Here is a 22,019-nt window from a genome sequence, read left to right on the forward strand (position 1 = left end):
AGGAAAGATCAAGTAAGCTCTAAACATACTTGCAGTTAGACGGTGAAATGATGGAAGTTCAAGAAATCAAAAAATTCCCTAAGCCCAGGAAACCAGACAGCGAATCCCAAAATTTTCAGCACGTCAAGATCCTTGACTGCAACGAACCAGTATGCAGGGTAATTTGTGAGTGTTGGCACTGCAAACAGGGGATATTATCTGAGGTAGACGTATCAACTTCACAGTATTTAGAGGTAGAATGCCCAAGTTGTGGGAAAACTGCCGTGAGACTGATGGCAGAAAAAGTGATTTCCACTACACCTATCCCTTCACCCTGGCAAGGATGAGTGAATTTTAGATTTTGGATTTTGGATGATACTCTTGACGGTTGAGATGTGAACTTTTACAAGATTACGAGCAACCTAGATATGTAGGGGTAAAGCGCAATACTAAACCCCTGCGTTTTACTAAGTTATCGCCATCACCCAAAAAATGTTAAATTAATAGTTCTGTCTTTAAATTATTAATGTAAATGACTCGCTTTATACATGATCAATTTGCTAAACAATATCTAACGGAATTATTAACGCCTTATGGAGAAGTAGAAACCAGCAAAGATATTACCGCAGAAGTCAGACAAATAGACGTATTATTTATCCCTTCACCCCAACCAACACAAAGTCTAGAAACACTAGGAATACTGGGGAAAATGGTGACAAATTATGCCATATTTGAACCATTCCGTAATGCCGTCAGCAAAAGTGAAACTCGCAGTTGTATAGGTAAATTGTTTGACATTCATGCAGACCTAGAACGGCAAGCAAAACGTAATAATACGCGAATAAATGAAGCAGAATTAGCTCAATTATGGATTTTTACACCTACAGTATCATCAGAAATCCTAGAGATTTTTCATGGGACTCTGGATGAAACAAACTGGGGAAAAGGTATTTATTTCTTACCAAAAGGATTTAAAACCGTAGTTGTGGCGATTCATCAACTACCGAGTACACCCGAAACACTATTTTTGAGGGTTTTAGGCAAAGGGAAAGTCCAAAGACAAGCAGTAGAAGAATTAGAAGCACTAGCAAATAATAGTCCGTTCCTTTCGGATATTATACAATTAGTACATAACCTAATTGCTGTGTTATCGGCTCGTCAGCGTCAAGAACAAGATATTGATAAAGATGATCAGGAGTTAATTATGAAATTGTCTGAAATGTATCAACAACAATTAGAAGAACTGAAAAAACAAGGACTTCAAGAAGGACGACAAGAAGGACGACAAGAAGGACGACAAGAAGGACGACAAGAAGGACGACAAGAAGGTATCGAGAGAGAACGACGCGCTATGATTGAAAGTATATTGCAAGTACGTTTTGGTGCAGTTGATTCACAGTTAGCAATAATTATCAACCCTCTAATTGCAATGTCCAGAGAAGAATTTACGCCTTTGCTTCTACAATTGTCTCGTGAGGAATTATTAGCTAGATTTGAGTAAATCTTACAAAAAAAGGGAACAGGGAACAGGGAACAGGGAGAAGATTCATTATCCAAAATTTTTGTCTGAAATTAGAGAACATAGACTTAGCAAGCTGAAAAATATTTATTTAATGAACCAAGAAAATAATCAAGAAAAAAGTAATTTTGTCGGGAAAAAGGGGTAATTGTTTTGCAACCCCTGGACTTTACCGCTTTAACTGCCGCTTGTGGCGAAATCCGCGCTAATTGGTTGCCTGCACGCATAGAACAGGTATATCAGCGCGATCGCTTTACCATTGCCATTGCCTTACGCACCTTAAATCAACGGGGTTGGCTGGATATTTCCTGGCATCCCCAAGCCGCCCATATTTGTATTAGTGAACCACCACCACGCGCCCCAGATACTTTTACTTTTAGTCAACAGTTGAAACACCAATTGGGTGGGTTAGCCTTAGTAGGAATTGAAGCGATTTCCCCTTGGGAACGGGTAATTGATTTACAATTTGCCCGTCGTCCTGAAGAAACAGCCCTGTATCACCTTTATGCGGAAGTGATGGGCAAATATAGTAATGTGATTTTAACTGATGCTAGTAATGAAATTATCACTGCTGCCCATCAAGTTAGTCACCAACAATCTAGTGTTCGTCCGATTCAAACTGGACAAAATTACGAAACACCACCGAAACTGACGGGAAAAGTCCCTAATTTAAGCGAATCTCTAGAACGTTGGCAAGAACGGGTAAGTTTAGTCCCAGGGGGAATTAAACGCCAATTACTCAAAAGTTATAGTGGGTTAAGTTCGGCTTTGCTAGATACGATGCTGTTGGCGGCAAATATCATCCCAGATACGAATACTGATGAACTTACTCCCCAAGATTGGCAAAATTTATTTCAACGTTGGCAAGAATGGTTACAAGCTTTAGATTTAGGTAAATTCCAACCTGCTTGGACAGAAAATGGATATACGGTGATGGGTTGGGGTGGAGTTGCACCCACAAAGAATATCCAAGAGTTACTTTACCGTTATTATTCTGATCAACTGAATGAACAGTTATTTGGGCAACTGCGTCATCAGTTAAGTCAGAAATTATTGAATATTTTGGGTAAATTACGCACCAAAGCGAAAACTTTTAGCGATCGCCTGCAACAATCAGATCAAGCTGAAGAATATCGTCAAAAAGCTGACTTATTAATGGCTAACCTGCACCATTGGCAACCGGGAATGCAGGAAATTATTCTACCAGATTTTGAAACCGAACAGCCAATTGCGATCGCTCTTTTGCCCGATAAAAACGCCGTCCAAAATGCCCAAAAGCTTTATAAACAGCACCAAAAACTCAAACGCGCCCGTGCGGCTGTTGAACCGCTACTATTTGCAGTTCAAGCAGAAATTGACTATCTCGAACAAGTAGAAGCCGCAATTTCGCAAATAGACAAATACCAAAATCCAGAAGATTTACAAGCCTTAGAAGAAATCCGTGATGAACTCATTGGGCAAAAATATCTAGAAAACTTAGAATATCGCAGCCGTAGCAGCAACGACACTCCCGGCACTAATTTTCATCGTTACCGCAGTCCGAGTGGCTTTGAAGTCCTCATTGGTCGCAATAATATTCAAAATGATCAACTGACATTCCGTGTCGCTGGAGACTATGATTTGTGGTTTCACGCCCAAGAAATACCAGGGAGTCATGTTCTCCTGCGTCTAGAACCGGGTACAGTGGCGGAAGAAGCTGATTTACAATTTACAGCCAATCTAGCAGGTTATTTCAGTCGCGCCCGTCAAAGTGACCAAGTACCAGTAGTTTACACCCAACTCAAGCACGTCTACAAACCCAAAGGTGCAAAACCAGGACTTGTGGTTTATAAACAAGAAACGATTATTTGGGGGAAACCGCAATTGGTCAGTTGTCAGTAGGGGCGAAGCATTTGGAAGATAAATTATCGATCATTGCCAAAAATAGTTCTCCAAATGCTTCGCCCGTACAGTTGTTAGTAGGGGCGAAGCATTTGGAAGATAAATTATCGGTCATTGCCAAAAATAGTTCTCCAAATGCTTCGCCCGTACAGTTGTTATTGGGAAGAAATATTCCCCCTGCCTCCTGCCTCCTGCCTCCTGCCCCCTGTTCCCTCATCTTTCCTTGAACAGAAAACTTACTCATCGAAAGACAGATATTTTTTGAGATATTTTCATGAAAAAATTGTACTGCCTGTTACAATCTTGTTAAGAAAAGTTGCCCGTTGAATTTTGGGAACGCGCAATTTGGTTTTGACTCTACTGAGAAGACAACTCGAACAACGTTTTTTCGCTGACCAGCCTGTGGGAGGGCTGGTTTTTTTGTTACCTGAAAAACTTAGAAGCTGAAGGTAGTTCTTAAAGCACCAATCACCACATTATCATTGTTATCATTGTGATCTGGGGCTGTTAGCCAAATCACAGCAGGAGTAAGGGTGATATTGTCGCTGAGTTTGTATTGATAAAATCCCTCAATGTGATAAGAGGTATTTGGATCTTTCGTAACTCCAACAACGTTAGAACTTGTGACTTTTGGTTCCATACCAACTATGACACCAGCCAAATTACCTTTTTTACCCAAATCAGGGAAACCAAGGGTAACAGCATAGTTAAAAGTGTCAACTTCTCCCTTTGTCGTCAAAACCTTACTATTGGTATAACCAGCCCAACCACCAAGAACAAACTTCTTGCTAATACCTAGAGATGCTTGAACACCATAGGAATTGCTGGAAAAATTTTCACCCGAAGCGACGACACCAGAAGTTGCTGCATTACTACCAGTGAGTAATGGTTGATTGTAGGAATTGATATAAGTTAAACCAAGAGAAATGCGATCGCTTGGCTTGACAGTTAACTGCGCTAAAGCACCATAATTCCCATCAAACAAGCCATTTCCAGGGGTAGGGTCATTAGCCGTACTACTTAAATAGCCTAAACTGAGGGCTAACTTATCGCCAAACTGGTGGTTAACTGCTATACCTTCATCGCCCAGTTGTCCATAAATTGGGTTTCTTGTGCCAAAAGTAGACACAGCCCCAAAAGCACCATCACCATCAAACAGGTTAACTGTACTGGTAACATCGTCTGCTGCACCACCAGTAGCAATTAGTTTTACTTGTGTATTCTTGCTAACAGGAAAGGTATATGATAGAGTTGCTATGGAAAAATTGTTACTAGGATTGCTACTAGCAAAAAACAAGTTTCCTTCTGGAGTATTAATATTGGGACTATTAATATTATTACTTTCCAGTCTGGCAAGAAGTGTGTCTTTGCCTGTAAAACTGCTGACAAACTCCAATCGTGTTCTCGCAGCTAAAGTAGTATTTTTCCCAGGAATATCCGCACCATTGACCTTTTTATTTGTCAAAACATCACTAACAACTGCCACAACCTGCCCTTGTAGCTTAGTGGTGGTAGAAAATTGATTAGCTTCCAATTCAGCAGTTTTGGCTTCTACTGTATCTACACGCCCCCGGAGGGTGACTAATTCTCCTGAAAAGTCCTTTTGCAACTTTTGGATTGTTGCTAAATCTTGCTTTGATACTAAATCACTGGTAGCAGTAGCAATTAATTCATTGACTCGATCTAAACAGGCATTTAAACCAGCCGCAAATTCGTATCGTGACAACGCCCGATTACCCCGAAAAGTCCCGTTAGGATAACCTGCAATACATCCATAGCGTTCTACCAATGATTGTAAAGCCTGAAATGCCCAATCATTAGGTTGAACATCGGATAACTGAGATACGGAAGTAACTTGAGATACTGTCTCTTCTTGGCTATTATTAACTTGTTGTTCTGAATTAGTTGCTGGTACTGGTAATGCTTCTGCCCTTGCAACAACATTCATACATAATATGCCACTCACAACTGTTGAACTAGCAATTAGATAAGTCCAGAATTTTTGCATTTTTCCTCACACCCGTGTTTAAAGTTGATAATGCTACACTTGAATTAGTACAGCTATTAATAGTGATCTTTAATATACTACAGTCCTAAGTTAAGTTGATCACAATAAAAAGTTAAGAAATCCTTATCAACTGGAAATATCCTCAGTATACAGCAGTATTACCTGAAATTTCCAAATATTCTGTAATTCTTGATACAGTAGCATTTTTTGATGACTTATATGAGAATGGATCTCATTATAAGATATAATGCCAATGAAGTTTTATTGTCAACCTCAAACCATGAGAAGTTCTAGAGAAGTTAAAATAGATAGAAAAACCAGAAATTTTTTACCGCTGATTACCTTAATAATTTTGTCAGCAGTTTATGGATGTAACAATCCTAACAGTAGGGAGGTTGTAAAAACGGAACCAGCCCCAGTCCAAAAATCACCAAAAACTAAAGTAGTTACCACATTTTTACCAGTTTATTTGTTTACTAAAGCAGTAGCCGGAGATGTAGCAGATGTAGAAATTTTAGTTAAGCCTGGCACGGAAATACACGAATATCAAGGGACACCAGCAAACGTAAAAGCGATCGCTACAGCGAAGATATTAGTCAAAAATGGTTTAGGCTTAGAGGAGTTTTTGGCAGATACAATTAAAAATGCCGGAAATTCCCAATTAGTGGAAATTGATGCTAGTAAAGGTATTCAAGCTATTAATAAAATTTCCCCCATAGATAAAACACCAACAGGAGAACATGATCATGATCACGAACACCAATTTGGAAATCCTCATGTTTGGCTAGATCCAGTTTTAGCAAAACAGCAAATCATCAATATTCGAGATGGTTTAATTATCGCAGATCCGGTCAATAAAGTCAAATATCAGACCAATGCAGCGGCATATATTCAGAAATTAGATAATTTAAATAATGAATTTCAGCAGACTATTAAACAAACACCAAACTGCACCTTTATCACCTTTCATGATGCTTTTCCCTATCTTGCCAAACGTTATAACATTAAACAATTAGCAGTAGTAGAAATTCCTGAAAAGCAACTTTCCCCAACAGACGTGCAAAAAGTGGTGAATACAGTCAAAAAATACCAAGTTAAAGCCCTATTTAGCGAACCAGGGTTAGATAACAAATTACTCACCAGCATTTCCCAGGATTTGGGGTTAACTGTGCGGACTTTGGATTCTTTAGAAACGGGTGATACCAATCCAGAGTATTATTTTAAGGCAATGAAAACCAATTTGGAGAGTTTAGCCGCTGGATGCAAGTAGCAGGAAAATTCAAATCTCATTATTTCCCATCTATCACGATAAATTATTGGCATCTCAAATCCTAAATTCCATGACTGACGAACAAGCAGAATTTACATTACCAATATTAAAAGTTTCTGGGTTAACAGTCTACCAAAGTAGTTATTTAGCTGTGCGAGATGTTTCCTTTGAATTATTAGCAGGAACAGATACAGCTATAGTTGGTCCAAATGGGGCTGGGAAAAGTACCTTAATCAAAGCTATCTTAGATTTAATTCCCCGAAATGCGGGAACAATTGAAGTTTTTGGTCGCCCAATTTCCAGACTAGGAAATTTGCGGAATCAGTTGGGATATATGCCACAAAATTTTATTTTTGATCGCAGTTTTCCAATTTCAGTTAGTGAATTGGTGGCTTTAGGAATAGGGAATAGAAAACATTCATTTTTCTCAAAATTTTGGCAACAAAACCGGGAAACATCAGCAGCAGTCACCGCAGCTTTACACCGTACTGATGCTTATCGCTTGCGAAATCAGGCTATTGGCACTCTGAGCGGTGGTCAACTCAAACGGGTATTATTAGCTTATTGTTTGGTAACACGGCGAAAATTGTTAGTATTGGATGAAGCTTTTGCCGGGGTAGATGTCCAAGGAACAACGGATTTTTATGCTTTGTTAAATGAATTAAAACGAGAAGAGAATTGGACAGTGTTGCAAGTATCCCACGATATTGATATGGTAAGCCGTCATTGCGATCGCGTCATCTGTCTAAATCAAACTCTTGTCTGTTCTGGTAAACCGGAAATAGCCCTTTCCCCACAAAATCTTTTAGCTACTTATGGACCAGGTTTTAGTCGCTATGAACATCATCATTAGGGAATTGGTAATTGGTAATTGGTAATTGGTAATTGGTAATTGGTAATAAACTATTCTTCTTCCTTCTTTCTTCTTTGTTCTTTCTTCTTTGTTCTTTCTTCTTTGTTCTTTCTTCTTTGTTCTTTCTTCTTTGTTCTTTCTTCTTTGTTCTTTCTTCTTTGTTCTTTCTTCTTTGTTCTTTCTTCTTTGTTCTTTGTTCTTTGTTCTTTGTTCTTTGTTCTTTGTTCTTTCTTCTTTCTTCTTTCTTCTTTCTTCTTCCTCCTGAACTCCTGACTCCTGAACTCCTGACTCCTGACTCCTGACTCCTCTTATATGACCATTAACTATCATGATTTGCTGAATTTATTACAATTTCCCTTTATGCAGCGTGCCATTATGGGTGCTGTGTTAATGGGCATTTTAGGCGGTTTATTGGGTAGTTTTGTTACTTTACGACAATTATCCTTTTTTAGTCATGCCGTTGGTCATGCAGCATTGGTAGGTGTGGCGTTAGGGGTGTTACTCAACACTAATCCTACTTGGATGTTACTCCCTTTTACTTTAATTTTTGGGGTTGTTGTTCTCTACCTAATTGATAAGACTGATTTGGCTAGTGATAGCGTTCTCAGTATAGTGCTATCTGGGGCGTTAGCAATTGGTGTAATTCTCACCAGTTTTATTAAAGGATATCGCGGTAACTTAATGGGGGTACTATTTGGCGATATTTTGGCTATAGATAACACAGATTTAATTTTGACGCTATTGGTACTTGTGGGTAGTAGCTTTTTTTTATTATCAACTCTGCCACAACAGATTCTATTAACTCTTAATCCCGATGTTGCTCAAGTCCAAGGCGTACCTGTGCAATTGTATCGTTATGGATTCGTTGTTTTGCTTTCCCTCGCTGTAGCTGTGGCGATTAAAGCGGTTGGTGTGTTATTAGTAAATGCGTTTTTAGTGATTCCGGCTGCTACAGCCAAACTTATGAGTCACCATTTCAGCCGCTTTCTGATTCTATCGGTGGTTGTCGGCTGTAGCAGTAGTATCGCAGGAATGATGGTTTCTGGGTTATTTAATCTAGCTTCTGGTCCGAGTATTGTTTTTGTGCAGTTTCTGGTATTTGTGACTGTGTTTACCTGGGTGAAGTTGACAATGAAGGTTAGCTAAAATTATTTTAAATAACCCCTTGACTTATCTTTTTTTCTATGCTAAATTCAATATCGGTGGTGAAGCAAAAGCCCCCTGCCGGGATAGCTCAGTTGGTAGAGCAGTGGACTGAAAATCCACGTGTCACGAGTTCAAGTCTCGTTCCTGGCATTAATTAGAATAGCTAAAATCCTTGTTAATCAAGGTATTTGGATAACTCCTGCTGGAATTAAGTAAATTTCTAGCGGGAGTTTTTGTATTTTTGGGTTTGACTACGAATTGACTATGATGATATAGAGCAGAGGAGAAATGATAGTCAAAAGGACGGAAGGAATATGGTAATGAAGGTGGAACAGAAAGCATCTAAAGGTTCAGTCGGTGTCGAAACGTTCCAAGACAGACTCAAACTGCGTTTACCATGTCACTTATTTGGGGGGAAACAAAAGTATCTCACTTTGGGAATGTCAGATACATCAGAAAATCGTAAGCTTGCTGAGGCTAAAGCTAAACAGATAGAATCAGATATTGCATTTGAACGCTTTGACCCGACCTTAGCTAAATATAAACCTCAAATTCATTTAACCCTTGTTGCTCCCACAGAAAGTCAACAACTACCAATATTAATTGAGTTATGGGATAAGTACACAACTTATAAGTCTAAAACTTTGAGTATAACGACTATTAATAAGGATTTCAAGAAAACTAGAAACCATATTGCCAGTTTACCAACTCATAAGCTTTCAGAAGCGGTAATAATCAGAGATTTCTTGCTAGAGAAATTAACACCAAATGCAACAAAGCGTGTTTTAACACAATTAAAAGCTTGTTGTGATTGGGCAACAGATTGTGAGTTGATTAGTAATAACCCATTTATAGGGATGTCACAGAAGGTAAGAGTAGCTGTGAAAGATGAAGATGAAACAATCAACCCATTTAATAAAGGTGAGCAAGAACAGATTATTGCAGCTTTTGAGAGGAATATGTACTACAATCACTACACAAATTATGTTAGATTTCTGTTTATGACGGGTTGTAGGACTTCTGAAGCTATAGGGTTAAGTTGGGGTCACATCAATAGTAATCTAACGTTAATTACTTTCAGTGAAGCAGTTGTAGAAGGTAATCGTAAAGATACCAAAACTCATAAGAGCCGTAAATTCCCTATTAATCAATCACTCAAAGAGTTGTTACTTTCCATTAAACCAAGTAATCCTAATGCAGATACACCAGTCTTTAAAGCTCCCAAGGGCGGTTTAATTGATGCTCATAACTTCCTTAATCGAGCCTGGAAAACTGTATTATCTGAGTTAAATGTTCCTTACCGTCCCCAGTACCATACACGACATACGTTTATCACAAATTGCTTAGAAACTGGTGTGAGTGTGGTACAGGTTGCTAAATGGGTAGGTAATTCACCTGAAATAATTATGAAACATTACGCAGGTACAATAAGACAGGTTCAAGTTCCTGAGTTTTAACTGCAATTATCAGACTGCCAATAGTTTACGATCCTACTCATTACTTAATCTGCTACTTGCCACGATGTAATAATGATTCGACTATGAAGATGAATGACTATCAGTCATTCCACTCAAAATAGTTAGCATTGATGAAAAATATCACTCAAAAACACACAAAGTCAACAGCCTATTTCCGAGGTGAGTATCGGGATATGTGAAGAAAGTTGTTGAGGAATTGCGCTTTGTAACTATTTTGGATAACTCTGAGGCATATTCCTTTAGACTAGGTTTCCATAGGAATATCAAAACATTGAAAATGGAGACTAGGACAAATGCCTACGGTAAATTTATGTTGCCATGAGTTTGTAGTTGCTATTTCCTCCGTCGCTTGTATTGTCGGTCTATGGTTACTCAAGAATCACAATCAAGCTATAGATGATTTTCAAGAAACAGAACAAAGTCTTTTAACAATGAGCTTTGCTTACTGGTTAGTGTATTGCATCGCCTTTGGGATGGAAAAAGTATTTTTATTCAATTGGGAAGCTGTAATTATAACTTTGAGAATTACTACAGCTTTGTCATATTTCTTAACATTTTCTTGTATCTTGAGTTTGCCGTTACATAAATTTGCAGTTCATAAAATTGAAGAATAATCAAAAGTCAAGGTTAGAACTATATTTAGCTCCAACCTTGCTATTGTAAATTCATAATTTAGGCAATTCTCATAGCAATAGCGATAGCGAAGCGCTCCGTAGGAATCGCACCTTCGAGTTGTTCCTGGAGTAAAGTTGTGAGGATAAATACCTCTTGCACAGTTTTGCCTTGACGAGCAATGATTTTATAACCACCGCGAATGGGTACAGACACACGCAACTGCATTTTTGGTGCATGACCTCTAGCTCTACCAATCACCGCAGGTGTCACCGTCCCAATACCATCCTCTCGACACAAACGTTCTAAAATAGGAATTAGACCGGGAATATGGGTAGAGTGATTCCAAACTAGCCTACCATCGGTGGGTTTAGACATAATGATTAGGCTGCTTCCAGGGGAGCCATTGTCAACCCAGCCCGACGGAGTTGTTGGTGGTATAATTCCGCTTGTTCTTGGGGTCCTGTCCAGACAATTGCTTGTCCTTCATGGTGGACTTGATTAGTGAGATCCCAAGCGAGATCCCCCGACATTCCCGGAATATACTTCATTAAACACTCAGCTACGTGCTGGAAAGTATTGAAATCATCATTCAATACAATTACCTTGTAATTAGGATAGGTTTTCCGAGTCACTTGATTAACTCGGTCAGGTGTCACAGTCGGTGCTGAAACCATACTGTACACATCTGCAAGTCTTGTCACCATAGAAAAATCAGCCAAAAATGACGTTGTACAAACTGACATTACAAATAACTAGTTTAATCCATTGCTGACTGAGTTAGTAGTCAGACACAAGCCGATAATGTGTAAAAATATTAATTTATATCTATGAAGTAATTGACATTTTACCTTTTAAGAACTTCCTATATGAGATATAGAATACAATTGAACTAAGAACATATAAACCTATAATAGGTGCGAAAATGAACACCTTTCTCCTCTATACAAGCGACTTTCATGCTTGGACTCAAGAACAGGTTAATTTACTCAAAACTCAACAATGGGATACATTAGATACTGTCAACCTAATTGAAGAATTAGAAACCTTGGGAAGAAAAGAAAGACAAGAATTTAGAAATAGATTAGCTGTGTTACTAGGACATTTATTAAAATGGCAATTTCAAGCACAAAAACGGAGTAGTAGTTGGTTGAGTACAATTCGAGAACAACGGATTCAAATCAAACTACTTTTACAAGATAGTCCCAGTTTAAAACTTTATTTAGAAGAAGTATTTCTCACCGCTTACGAATTAGGTTTAGCATTGGCAATGAGAGAAACCCAATTAGGTCAACAGGTATTTCCCGAAATATGTCCTTACACTTGTGAACAAACCCTCAATTCTGAATTTCTACCAGATTAAGCTTTATTTAGATACCCGACTTCTTGGAGAAGTCGGGTATCTTTTACCTACCACCAATCGTCCCAATTTTCGTTAAAAATAGAAGTATCAGGAAAAGCCGTAGGATTCCCATTTGCTTCCAACAGCTTTCTTAGAATTTGTAATTGTGGTTCTTGTTTAGGTAAATTATCAACCAATTGATAGGGTGCAATTCCTTGTTTGAGTGCAAAACTAGCCACAGTTCCCGCAGCAGCGCCAGAAGACCATTCAAAGGAATGAACTCGATAAGCAGCAGCCGCAATATGACTTGTAGCAATACTTTTTCCTCCTACCAATAAATTATCAATTTTTTGGGGAATCATTGCCCGTAGGGCAATTTGGAAAGGATAAGCTTGTCCTGCACCGCGTCTTTCTCCAGCACGTTCCTTATTACCAGGTGCTTCTACTGGACTTTTTGCCATACATGGATGAAAATCTATGGCATAATGACCAATACCCACAGCATCAGGGTAAATTGTGGAACGAGTTCTTCGCATAGCTTTTTCTGGGGAAATTCCCCCCCTAATTACAGATGTTGCTTCCAAACCTGATACAGTTGCTTTTAAACTGCGATACATATTTGCTGGCAGAGTTTTCTGATAATATTGATCATTATAATTACGACGAGAAATATCAACTTCCCAAATGCCAAAACCCTCTGGTTGTCCCCAACTAGGACGGCCAATAATCCGTCTTCCTTCTCTCATGTAGGGGTATTTAGATAACCCATGAACTGTCCCCATTGGCGAATCTAAACCTGTTAAGAAACGGATATTTGTTTGCGGTTGTTTCACACCATTACCTAGTTGAGAATCTGTAGTTCCTGCATATAACCAATAAAAAAAAGAAAATGCCTTTTCTTCAGCTTTACGCAGGGTTTCTGTGCGTAGTCCTCCTTGCCAACCTCCAGGTTTTAGCTGTCCAGAATTTTCTAATTGTTGACGAGTATAAATGAGATTATCTGCGGCTGTTCCCGGACGGTAATCATTTCCCCAAGTCCAGTTTTGCATGGAAATATCCCCTGGTGTGGGTGCAGTAAACTTCACCCCATTAAATGTAGTTGGTTGTCCTTTTTGGGGACTCCAAATTCGCCGATAGGTAAAGACTAAATCAAAGTTTGCTAATCGTTTTAATTCATAACTAAAATATGGTGAATATTGTAAATAAAATGGGGGCATTGTTTGTTGCTGCGCTGCTTTTGTTGCCTCCATTGCAAAGGTATAAGTGAAACCTTGGGTACAGTAAGGATCATTTGTAGTGCTAGAAGATGAAGGTTCAAGATAGGAACGGGCATCAATTCCTAGACGATAGGGAACATCTGCTAAAGCGATAATTTCCCCGGTTTCACTTGCGTCTATAATGTACCATTTTCCTGGGTTATTTTGAGATTGTTTGGGGAGAAACTGAATAATAGTTTTACTCAAACGAGATGAGTTTTTATAACTATAAGCATCTTCAATGGTTTGAGATAAGGTATTAGTATTTAGAGGTGGTTGATTTTTTGCTGGTTGATGTTGAATTGCTATGGCGTTATTAATAATTTTGCCATCTTTGCTAATTTGTAGATCTTTAATTACCGTATTGGGAAACCATTGTAATTTTCCTTTACCTTTTTTTTGGGCATCTTTGAGCATTTGTGTCATGATATTGTGGGCATCACGAGGCAGAAAGCAGGAGTCACTCACCCAACAATCACCAGGGTTAAGTTTGCCATATTTGCGTTCAATACGGTTTCTTAATTCGGAATAACCGCGAGAATAGAATTGTTTATCTCGTTGAGTTGGTCTTTCGTCTAATGCAGATGTTCCTTGAGCAGAAATTTGTCCCCCTAACCAGTCGGTTATTTCTGTTAAACAAACTGTGCGTCCTGCAAGTAAACCTTCATAAGCTGTAGCGACTCCTGAGAGTCCACCACCCACAACGAGAAGCTCACAGTTAACGATTTTATCTGGGATACGTGGAGGGGTAGCGGTGACGGCATAAGGGATGAGAACGGTGGTAAATAGGCTGAAGCTGATGAACGTTTGCAAACGTTTTTTGTATCTACGGTTCATAGAAGAGGGATAGAGTGGAGTTGAAACCGAATAAGTTATGAAATTAAGGATTTTAGAAGTTTTAGGACTCCAAAATCCCCAATTCCTTGATAATATATGAAACTAACGCAATGCCGGCGGTAATCGTGGTCTACCTGTAGTAATTGCATAGTTAATTACTAACAATTGTAACCATAATCCTGGAAAGCGATTTTCTAACCAAGATTGATTCCATTTCAAAAATTGCGGCAACCATATTCCCAAAATAACACTGATGAAAGCATGACGAGCAAAGCTGACATAATTCCCAACCCAACGGCATAAATCTCGCCAACCAGCTAATTGCCAAATCCACAATAATAAAGCCGGATTTTTCATAGCTGCTTTCAAAGCTAGACGGTTAAAAGTGAACCAATCACAACGGTCTTTAATGAAATTATCAGTTACTTCTGGGGTTTCATCTGTTAATAAGCCAAAGAAAGTATTCAGCATCGAATTTATCATTTGGGGGGCGATAAATCTGCCCGTGGGAACCATCATTCCCTTAGAAAACAACCACATTACAGCCACATTGCTTTGGTAAGCTCGAATTTTATTTAAGTGCTGCTGACTCAATAAATCATGTTTAAGGGCAATATTTAACAGAGTAGTTAATCGGTCTAAATTGCGGACTAAAGAACCAAAACCAGTAAAAACTAGCGGAGATTGCAAAGAAGCAGCATCACCAATGGCAATTAATCTATCAACTGCAATTGTGCGATCGCTACTATCTGCGCTAAAATGTCCTGGGATATAGCCAAAAGTTGGTTTCCTCCAGACTAATTTATCTAGATCACAACGCCGATATTCTGGCAAAATTGTGAAAAAGTCCTCATACATTTCCAACAAAGAACCAGGATTCTCTTCATTTACCTCATGATAGTGAAATAGGTAAATTGTTAATTCTTCACCAACACCAGGAAACAACTCCCAAATTAACTGTCTACCTCTCGAAATATCCCCATGACTGTAAAGAACATCCCCATATTCAGAATCCCAAACCCCAGGCTCAAAGCCCTTTTCAATCACTGCTCCCACCGTTGGACACACACTATCAAAAGCCCGACCACCATTTAATTGCCAAGCAATTGGTGAAGCCGTTCCCATTGCGTCTATCAATAAACGTCCACTCACCTGCTGTTCATTACCAGTAGGCAAATGTTTGACGTTAATCGTAACTTGTGTAGGACTAATATTCACTTGGGAAAACTCAGTTTCATCCCAAATATCACCACCGGCAGCTTGAAGTTTTTGCCCACATAATGCCAGTAACCTTTCTGAATCTAAAGCTATATTTAGGACTGTGGGAGTATGGAGAACAGAGGATTTCAAATTAGAGGGATTATTACCATCAAAAAACTTATTAAAACCGTCTTTATATTCCCTAGAAATAATTTCTGCTAATTCAGCATTGGTGAGCAAACCCAAATTTATTAAACTTTGGATTTCATCACGGGAAATATTCCATTCTCGGTTCATTTTACCAAAAGGTAATCTTTCCACCAACAGCACCTTATAGCCCAATTTAGCCATGACTGCGGCATGAATTGACCCCAAAGCACCACCAATATAAATGAGGTCATACTGAGGACTAGCAGCAGGGGAGAGGATAGGTGATATTTCCTGACTATTCCCTTGATAAAATACTACTTGACGAGGCTTTTGAGGATTTCTTACCCCTTCTCGCCACCTTTGCTCCCACCAGTAAGCGCGCTTGAGGTCATATTCTCCATTAGGCATTTTCTGAAAATACTTGACAGTTAGAGGATAATAGGGTTCTAACTCTGCGAAAATTGATTTTTGGGGATCAATGACAGGTGGTTCTGGGTAGCAATTGGGAAAGCGACTTCTAATTTTCCGCGTTAGAGATTGGAGAATGCGTCTCTCCTGGGGAAAAGGTTTATCTCCCCAACGGAATACTTTTAGGTAAGTTGTCCGCTGCACCGACCACACAAATACAGATAGTTCTACGCTATTGGCAATGGTACTTTTAGCCGCACTTCCCAGCCGAAACCCATCTGGGGTGATGAATTTTTGACTATTTTCGACAACGAAATCTGTTTGTAGCCATTTGCTGACGGATACTGTATCGGGTGTAGGAATTTCTAAATAAAGAAGTTCTTGCATATTGTTCTGATATCTCATAACGAATCTACTCACTCAGACAGATTAAAAAAAGGCAGAAACTAGGTTAGACTCTGCGCTAATTAACTTCATAAAGATTCCATAAAGAATTTTAATGATTTATCAATTTTATTGTTCATGTTGTAAATTTCCTAAACCCATGCCATGAATTATCCTATCCCAGACAGTCCCCAAGAAATATCTGCATTAAGAAAACAGCCAGTTGATGAAGAATTAGTGGCTGCGGTAATTGCTGGTGTAATTAGAGTAGTTCGCTCTCAGGGTCAGTCTTTAGATCAATTAACTACCCAGGTATTAGCGGATGATAAAATGTTAGATAGACAACAAAGGTGCTGGTTAAGTCAGTTGGTTGCCCAAGCATGGGAAAATTTTCCTTAATGCGCTGATGATATACAAGTATGTAGACGAGAGAAGACTTCCACCCACCCCTGTCCACTGCCCAAACCGCCTAAACCTAAGAGAAACCAACCCTCATATCCAAATGCTACAGGGATGTGTGCTTTAAGGTCTTGTTTAGTTGCTGTTTTGTCAAAACTAATATTTGTATAATACAACCACTTTCCGTCTTTCCTCCATCCTACTGTGTCGCATAAGGACTGCCAAACTTTATCGTCGTACTTTTTCGTTCCCCCCAAACTTTGATAAATCTTTTTTTGGACTGAAAAACCAAGTTATCCATTACTGTAAATAGGTCAAAATTGTGTAAAGAAAAGTAAAATCTCCAAAAACTTCTTCACTCTTGCATGAGTGCCTCTTGCCTCTTCACAACGATAATTTTTAACGCCGACCTACTTATTTAACCCACAAATTATCAATAGTACACAAGTCTTCACAGGGAAAATTATTAATACTCCTAGTATCTAAATAACCCAACAAATGCGTCGGGTTGCGCTGTCGCTTAACCCGACCTACAAAAAATGGACAAGGTATTGAACGATAAATAGGGATTTCTTGGTTTACACATTAAAACGGTATTTTGTCAATAAGATTTAGATGCGTTTCCCCTGCTTCACTATCACTCCACATTCAGATATAATTTATGCTGTAATCTAAAATTAATATTGCAAAAACTACCTAAAGTTATGAAACAAAGGTTATAGAACTTATGTACTGTACAAATTAACCATCATGTGTATGAATGATATTTGGTCGTTTCAGGCTTTGCGGATGAAGTCTAGATAAATAGCGATAGCGAAGCGCTGCTGCAAGCAGTTCGCTAAAAAATCATCAAAAAATCGGGTTTAAATCCCTGAAAGTCATACCCCCTATTTGGTATTTCCTGTCAATGCCTAAGTCCTAGGTTATTTAAAGAAGTCCAGATAGGGTTGACGCAAACTGTAACTTTAGTTTTCTTTAATTTTTTCTTAACTATCAATTATTTATTTCTTAAACAATCTGGGATAAATTTGCTCTGTAGTCAAAGCTTTAGAGGTTGTTTGAAAAGTATTATATGAAACCCATAATCTCCAAAAACCTAACCCCCCTTCCCCCCTTCCCTACAAGGGAATGGGGTTTTTAAAGCCTCTCCCCTGGTAGGGGAGAGGTTTGGAGAGGGGTCTGTTTACACATTAAAAACTTTTAAAACATCCTCTTAGTCATTCTTTTTAAATCTCAAGAAAACTAAAATCCTCCTAGGGGAATAAGCAACAGCAAATCTCTAATTGCAAAAATGGAAACATTCAAATGCAATAATTTTAATAACAATGATAAACTTTTGTAGAAACTTTCCTTTGAAGATTTCCCATGAGTTTATTAGCGTTCTTTAATAAAAATAAGTAAACAAATTTAAACCAGTATCTACTAATTTTTGAACAGGAGCATGACAATGGCAACATCATTTGTACCAGCAGGCAACACAAACTATACCCTAGTTGGTACGGCAGACGATGATATTCTTGATGCCTTAACTGGAGGGGGAAATAATATCCTTCAAGGTGGTGACGGGAATGATGAGTTATTTGCCTATACTAATGATAAACTCTTTGGAGAAGCAGGAAATGATGAACTCCACTCTGAGGGTAATGGTGGCAATACCTTAGATGGTGGAGATGGTAATGATATTATTTTTGCTGACCGTAATGATACTATTTTAGGCGGCGCAGGTGATGACACAATTTTTGGTGGTCGCGGTGGCAATACTTTAACTGGTGGCACAGGTAACGATACATTCTGGCTGACTAATGCCGAATATCCCATCAGTCCAAATATCATTACAGACTTTAATCCCACAGAAGATCGGTTGCAAATTGCTTTTGATGGCATTACATTAGATAAACTCAGTTTTGTACCCCAGGGAAATGACACCCTGATCAGTATCAATAGTACACAATTGGCTATTCTTAAAAATCAAAATTATGAATTACCAATATTTACTATTACTTCAGCTTCAGCAATAGAAGGAAGTGCAATCAATTTCACTGTCACCCGCACAGGAGATAAGCAAACTACTCGCAGTGTAACTGCATCCACAGCTATTAATACAGACGATACAGCTAGTGCAAATGACTTAACTGCAAATACTCAAACTCTCACATTTGCACAGGGAGAAACTAGCAAAACCTTTACTGTACAAACAACTCAAGATAGCCTATTTGAAGGCAATGAGACTTTCACTGTGAGTTTGAGTAATCCTAGTAATGATGCAGTTGTCAGTTCCACAAATGGTACAGCTAAGGGAACAATTAATAATGATGATGCTGCACCTATATTTAGTATTGCTGCGGCTTCTGCAACAGAAGGAAGTGCCATTAATTTCACTGTCACCCGCACGGGAGATGCTCAAGCTAGTCAGAGTGTCAATGTAGCCACATCTATTGCGACAGAGGATACAGCTAGTGCCAGTGACTTAACTGCAAATACTCAGACTCTCACATTTGCCACAGGAGAAACAACTAAAACTTTCACTGTCCCAACAACTCAAGATAGCCTATTTGAAGGCAATGAGACTTTCACTGTTAGTTTAAGCAATCCTACAAATAGTGCAGTTGTCAGTTCCACCAACGCTACAGCGAAAGGAACAATTAACAATGATGATGCTGCACCTGTATTTAGTATTGCTGCGGCTTCTGCAACAGAAGGAAGTGCCATTAATTTCACTGTCACCCGCACGGGAGATGCTCAAGCACCACAAAACGTAACTGTAGCCACATCTATTGGTACTGATGATACAGCTAGTGCCAGTGACTTAACTGCAAATACTCAGACTCTCACATTTGCCACAGGAGAAACAACTAAAACTTTCACTGTCCCAACAACTCAAGATAGCCTATTTGAAGGCAATGAGACTTTCACTGTGAGTTTAAGCAATCCTAATAATGATGCAGTTGTCAGTTCCACCAACGCTACAGCGAAGGGAACAATTAACAATGATGATGCTGCACCTGTATTTAGTATTGCTGCGGCTTCTGCAACAGAAGGAAGTGCCATTAATTTCACTGTCACCCGCACGGGAGATGCTCAAGCACCACAAAACGTAACTGTAGCCACATCTATTGGTACTGATGATACAGCTAGTGCCAGTGACTTAACTGCAAATACTCAGACTCTCACATTTGCCACAGGAGAAACAACTAAAACTTTCACTGTCCAAACAACTCAAGATAGCCTATTTGAAGGCAATGAGACTTTCACTGTGAGTTTAAGCAATCCTAGTAATGGCGCAGTTGTCAGTTCCACAAATGGTACAGCGAAGGGAACAATTAACAATGATGATGCCGCACCTATAAACCAAGCTCCCACAAATATTACTCTACAAAATTCAATTACAAACCTTCCTGAAGGGACAAGTACCACAGCACGGCTCAAAGTAGCTGATATTGTTATTACGGATGATGGACTAGGAAGCAATACTATCTCTTTAACAGGTGTAGATGCTGCTAGTTTTGAGGTAGAAGGAACAGTTCTTTACATCAAAAAAGACACAAAGTTGGACTATGAAACCAAGAACAGTTATGGTGTAACAGTCAATGTTGATGATACAACCGTAGGTAATACTCCTGATGTTTTTACCAACTTCACTCTCACGGTAACAGATGTAAATTATGCTCCCGAAGTCAAACCAAATCAAATCTTTAGCTACACTGAAAACAAAACAGCAAATTTCCAAATAGGAACTGTTTTGGCTACGGATGACATAGCTGTAACAGGTTTTGCGATCGCCAGTGGAAATGATTCTGGTTTCTTTAACATTAATAATCAAGGTATAATCACCCTGACGGACAAGGGAGTAACCAGTGCGGCCAATGACTTTGAACGCAGTCCTAATGGTTTTACCTTGGGGATTATTGCTAAAGATGCAGCAGAAGCTACTTCCCAGGTTACGAATGTGACTATTAATGTTACCAATGACCCAACGGATGATAACAAAAAACCAAATCTGCAAAGCTTCACCCAAAATGGGCAAGAAGATCAAATAATAAGTTTTGGTATTGGAGACTTCAAAGACAAGGGTAAATACCAAGACGAAGACAATAATGATTTAATGGCAATTAAGGTAATAAGTTTACCAACCTCTGGAAGCCTAACTTTTGTCAATGGTCAACAAGTGATTAAGAATCAAGAGATATTAGTTAATGACCTAGCTAATGTGCGATATAATCCCGTTGTTAATGCTAATGGTAATGTTGCCACATTGACAGTAGCAGCGATTGATAATGGTACTCCAAAAGTAGAATCTGATCCTGCTACAATCACAATCAATCTGACTCCGGTAAATGATCCTCCCGTTGCACAAAATGATCAATTATCTGTCAGTCAAGGAAGTGCGGGAACTATCAACCCTTTAAACAATGATAGTGACCCTGAAGGAGATAGTTTAAAGCTCACCGGCAAAACCGACGGTAAACATGGCAAAGTGGATATCAATGGCAATAATTTGACCTATACGCTGTTAGATGGCAATTATTTGGGCAATGATGTCTTTAGTTACACTGTCTCTGATGGTGGTTTTTCCGCAAGTGCTGATGTTAGTGTGACGGTTACGGGTAAAGCTACAACTGCTACTGTAGCACCAACTCAGCTAATCTCAATTGCTCCTGTTGATAGACTGATTCCCAAGGAAGCAGGTGCATTAACTGGTATTGTCGATAAATTGGGCTACGAATTTCCTAATAACTACAACCCATCCCTTGTCAAAAACTCTCTGCAAAATGCTCTAAATCAGACCACCGCAGCTTTTAATAATCTGTTTGGTCTTTATGAGGTGGACAATGCAACGGGGTCTGTAAATGGCATTAAACCCGGGGAAAGCGGTTATGCAAAAGCCGCTTTGAGTAAGGTAGTAGATAACTTTATTGTGCGGGTAGGGGGTTCAAGTAGTGGTGCTGCGAGTGATGTCGTTGTCAGTGGTGGTAAAATCTATTCTCCCTTTGTGATTGCCAATGGTGGTAACTTCTCTGGTAATCTTCAACAAGCGATTAATGCTTTCTTTGCTGCGAACCCTAATAATAGCCCGGCTACCGCCCAAAATTACACGACTTTACCTGTAGCCTATTTTAGCTTTGGGGTAGCTAACCCGGACGGTGCGGCTCATTTGAGAAGTTTTGGGAATAACACCTTTGGTTTTGAAGATCTACCTGCGGGTGTGGGGGTAAGTGACTACGATTTTAATGATGCGGTTTTCTCTTTTGGAGCGGTCGTCTAGTTTGTCCTATTCTAGATCCTGATCATCGTCTCTG

At 39.1% G+C, this 22,019-nt stretch carries 17 protein-coding genes, 1 tRNA gene and 2 pseudogenes; 13 read left to right on the forward strand and 7 right to left on the reverse strand.

Annotation, left to right across the window (positions count from 1 at the left end):
• The first annotated feature begins 50 nt into the window (after window positions 1–50).
• The 4 genes from HGD76_RS26190 (at window position 51) to HGD76_RS04585 (ending at window position 3,606) form a co-directional block, all read left to right on the forward strand.
• On the forward strand, window positions 51–326 hold the full coding sequence (locus HGD76_RS26190) for a hypothetical protein (RefSeq protein ID WP_015078677.1): 276 nt from the start codon (window positions 51–53) through the stop codon (window positions 324–326).
• Window positions 327–511: 185 nt separating this feature from the next.
• Window positions 512–1,480 carry a FliH/SctL family protein gene (locus HGD76_RS04575; protein WP_168695096.1) on the forward strand — a complete coding sequence of 323 codons (969 nt, stop codon included), beginning with the start codon at window positions 512–514 and terminating at the stop codon, window positions 1,478–1,480.
• A 171-nt stretch (window positions 1,481–1,651) separates the two neighbouring features.
• Complete coding sequence (locus tag HGD76_RS04580; RefSeq protein ID WP_168695097.1) at window positions 1,652–3,379, forward strand: Rqc2 family fibronectin-binding protein; 1,728 nt, start codon at window positions 1,652–1,654, stop codon at window positions 3,377–3,379.
• Complete coding sequence (locus tag HGD76_RS04585) at window positions 3,370–3,606, forward strand: hypothetical protein (protein ID WP_168695098.1); 237 nt, start codon at window positions 3,370–3,372, stop codon at window positions 3,604–3,606. The genes HGD76_RS04580 and HGD76_RS04585 overlap by 10 nt, the downstream gene beginning before the upstream one ends.
• A 209-nt stretch (window positions 3,607–3,815) precedes the next feature.
• Here the strand turns inward: HGD76_RS04585 and HGD76_RS04590 are convergent, their stop codons facing one another.
• A complete protein-coding gene (locus HGD76_RS04590) occupies window positions 3,816–5,387 on the reverse strand; it encodes an iron uptake porin (protein WP_168695099.1) in 1,572 nt (523 codons plus the stop codon).
• A 280-nt stretch (window positions 5,388–5,667) separates the two neighbouring features.
• Between HGD76_RS04590 and HGD76_RS04595 the strand changes: the two genes are divergently transcribed.
• Window positions 5,668–6,657 (forward strand): metal ABC transporter solute-binding protein, Zn/Mn family, encoded by a 990-nt coding sequence (locus tag HGD76_RS04595; RefSeq protein ID WP_168634563.1) that lies wholly within the window; start codon window positions 5,668–5,670, stop codon window positions 6,655–6,657.
• A 70-nt stretch (window positions 6,658–6,727) separates the two neighbouring features.
• Entirely contained in the window at window positions 6,728–7,510 is a 783-nt protein-coding gene (locus HGD76_RS04600; RefSeq protein ID WP_168695100.1) for a metal ABC transporter ATP-binding protein, read from the forward strand.
• Here HGD76_RS04600 and HGD76_RS04605 read toward each other — a convergent pair.
• The gene (locus HGD76_RS04605) at window positions 7,463–7,840 is read right to left on the reverse strand and encodes a DUF1682 domain-containing protein (RefSeq protein WP_168695101.1); all 378 of its coding nucleotides are present in this window, start codon (window positions 7,838–7,840) and stop codon (window positions 7,463–7,465) included. The genes HGD76_RS04600 and HGD76_RS04605 overlap by 48 nt on opposite strands.
• On the opposite strand from HGD76_RS04605, the gene HGD76_RS04610 reads away from it, so the two are divergent.
• From HGD76_RS04610 to HGD76_RS04625, 4 genes are all read left to right on the forward strand, one after another.
• Window positions 7,823–8,656, forward strand: a complete 834-nt coding sequence (locus HGD76_RS04610; RefSeq protein ID WP_168695102.1) for a metal ABC transporter permease — start codon at window positions 7,823–7,825, stop codon at window positions 8,654–8,656. The genes HGD76_RS04605 and HGD76_RS04610 overlap by 18 nt on opposite strands.
• Window positions 8,657–8,733: 77 nt before the next feature.
• Window positions 8,734–8,806, forward strand: a tRNA-Phe gene (locus HGD76_RS04615).
• 170 nt (window positions 8,807–8,976) lie between these two features.
• On the forward strand, window positions 8,977–10,113 hold the full coding sequence (locus HGD76_RS04620) for a tyrosine-type recombinase/integrase (protein ID WP_168695103.1): 1,137 nt from the start codon (window positions 8,977–8,979) through the stop codon (window positions 10,111–10,113).
• Window positions 10,114–10,427: 314 nt separating this feature from the next.
• Window positions 10,428–10,748 (forward strand): hypothetical protein, encoded by a 321-nt coding sequence (locus HGD76_RS04625; protein WP_168634566.1) that lies wholly within the window; start codon window positions 10,428–10,430, stop codon window positions 10,746–10,748.
• A gap of 58 nt (window positions 10,749–10,806) precedes the next feature.
• Here the strand turns inward: HGD76_RS04625 and HGD76_RS04630 are convergent, their stop codons facing one another.
• Entirely contained in the window at window positions 10,807–11,124 is a 318-nt protein-coding gene (locus HGD76_RS04630) for a DUF2103 domain-containing protein (RefSeq protein WP_015078686.1), read from the reverse strand.
• Between the two features lie 5 nt (window positions 11,125–11,129).
• The gene (gene clpS / locus HGD76_RS04635; protein ID WP_168697367.1) at window positions 11,130–11,453 is read right to left on the reverse strand and encodes an ATP-dependent Clp protease adapter ClpS; all 324 of its coding nucleotides are present in this window, start codon (window positions 11,451–11,453) and stop codon (window positions 11,130–11,132) included.
• A gap of 218 nt (window positions 11,454–11,671) precedes the next feature.
• Between clpS and HGD76_RS04640 the strand changes: the two genes are divergently transcribed.
• Window positions 11,672–12,109, forward strand: a complete 438-nt coding sequence (locus HGD76_RS04640) for a DUF29 domain-containing protein (RefSeq protein WP_168695104.1) — start codon at window positions 11,672–11,674, stop codon at window positions 12,107–12,109.
• A 47-nt stretch (window positions 12,110–12,156) separates the two neighbouring features.
• Here the strand turns inward: HGD76_RS04640 and HGD76_RS04645 are convergent, their stop codons facing one another.
• Together HGD76_RS04645 and HGD76_RS04650 are read right to left on the reverse strand one after the other, a co-directional pair.
• Window positions 12,157–14,181 carry an FAD-dependent oxidoreductase gene (locus tag HGD76_RS04645; RefSeq protein ID WP_168695105.1) on the reverse strand — a complete coding sequence of 675 codons (2,025 nt, stop codon included), beginning with the start codon at window positions 14,179–14,181 and terminating at the stop codon, window positions 12,157–12,159.
• A 102-nt stretch (window positions 14,182–14,283) separates the two neighbouring features.
• Window positions 14,284–16,326, reverse strand: coding sequence for an NAD(P)/FAD-dependent oxidoreductase (locus tag HGD76_RS04650; RefSeq protein WP_168695106.1), 2,043 nt, complete (start codon window positions 16,324–16,326; stop codon window positions 14,284–14,286).
• Between the two features lie 162 nt (window positions 16,327–16,488).
• Between HGD76_RS04650 and HGD76_RS04655 the strand changes: the two genes are divergently transcribed.
• Window positions 16,489–16,722: a hypothetical protein gene (locus HGD76_RS04655; RefSeq protein WP_168695107.1), complete on the forward strand. Its 234-nt coding sequence runs from the start codon at window positions 16,489–16,491 to the stop codon at window positions 16,720–16,722.
• On the opposite strand, the pseudogene HGD76_RS04660 reads toward HGD76_RS04655, so the two are convergent.
• A pseudogene (locus HGD76_RS04660) lies at window positions 16,719–17,000 on the reverse strand (serine/threonine-protein kinase); the annotation flags it as partial. The gene HGD76_RS04655 and the pseudogene HGD76_RS04660 sit on opposite strands and share 4 nt — an antisense overlap.
• Before the next feature lie 1,208 nt (window positions 17,001–18,208).
• On the opposite strand from HGD76_RS04660, the pseudogene HGD76_RS04665 reads away from it, so the two are divergent.
• A pseudogene (locus HGD76_RS04665) lies at window positions 18,209–21,985 on the forward strand (Calx-beta domain-containing protein); the annotation flags it as partial.
• Between the last annotated feature and the right edge of the window lie 34 nt (window positions 21,986–22,019).

Source organism: Dolichospermum flos-aquae CCAP 1403/13F (assembly GCF_012516395.1).
Lineage (GTDB): Bacteria > Cyanobacteriota > Cyanobacteriia > Cyanobacteriales > Nostocaceae > Dolichospermum > Dolichospermum lemmermannii.

Coding starts and splice junctions, on each gene's coding strand:
- HGD76_RS04595 (WP_168634563.1), top strand. CDS start 5,668: ATGAGAAGTTCTAGAGAAGTTAAAATAGATAGAAAAACCAGAAATTTT.
- HGD76_RS04605 (WP_168695101.1), bottom strand. CDS start 7,840: ATGATAGTTAATGGTCATATAAGAGGAGTCAGGAGTCAGGAGTCAGGA.
- clpS (WP_168697367.1), bottom strand. CDS start 11,453: ATGGTGACAAGACTTGCAGATGTGTACAGTATGGTTTCAGCACCGACT.
- HGD76_RS04625 (WP_168634566.1), top strand. CDS start 10,428: ATGCCTACGGTAAATTTATGTTGCCATGAGTTTGTAGTTGCTATTTCC.
- HGD76_RS04650 (WP_168695106.1), bottom strand. CDS start 16,326: ATGCAAGAACTTCTTTATTTAGAAATTCCTACACCCGATACAGTATCC.
- HGD76_RS04610 (WP_168695102.1), top strand. CDS start 7,823: ATGACCATTAACTATCATGATTTGCTGAATTTATTACAATTTCCCTTT.
- HGD76_RS04575 (WP_168695096.1), top strand. CDS start 512: ATGACTCGCTTTATACATGATCAATTTGCTAAACAATATCTAACGGAA.
- HGD76_RS04590 (WP_168695099.1), bottom strand. CDS start 5,387: ATGCAAAAATTCTGGACTTATCTAATTGCTAGTTCAACAGTTGTGAGT.
- HGD76_RS04640 (WP_168695104.1), top strand. CDS start 11,672: ATGAACACCTTTCTCCTCTATACAAGCGACTTTCATGCTTGGACTCAA.
- HGD76_RS04620 (WP_168695103.1), top strand. CDS start 8,977: ATGAAGGTGGAACAGAAAGCATCTAAAGGTTCAGTCGGTGTCGAAACG.
- HGD76_RS04630 (WP_015078686.1), bottom strand. CDS start 11,124: ATGTCTAAACCCACCGATGGTAGGCTAGTTTGGAATCACTCTACCCAT.
- HGD76_RS26190 (WP_015078677.1), top strand. CDS start 51: ATGGAAGTTCAAGAAATCAAAAAATTCCCTAAGCCCAGGAAACCAGAC.
- HGD76_RS04600 (WP_168695100.1), top strand. CDS start 6,728: ATGACTGACGAACAAGCAGAATTTACATTACCAATATTAAAAGTTTCT.
- HGD76_RS04645 (WP_168695105.1), bottom strand. CDS start 14,181: ATGAACCGTAGATACAAAAAACGTTTGCAAACGTTCATCAGCTTCAGC.
- HGD76_RS04655 (WP_168695107.1), top strand. CDS start 16,489: ATGAATTATCCTATCCCAGACAGTCCCCAAGAAATATCTGCATTAAGA.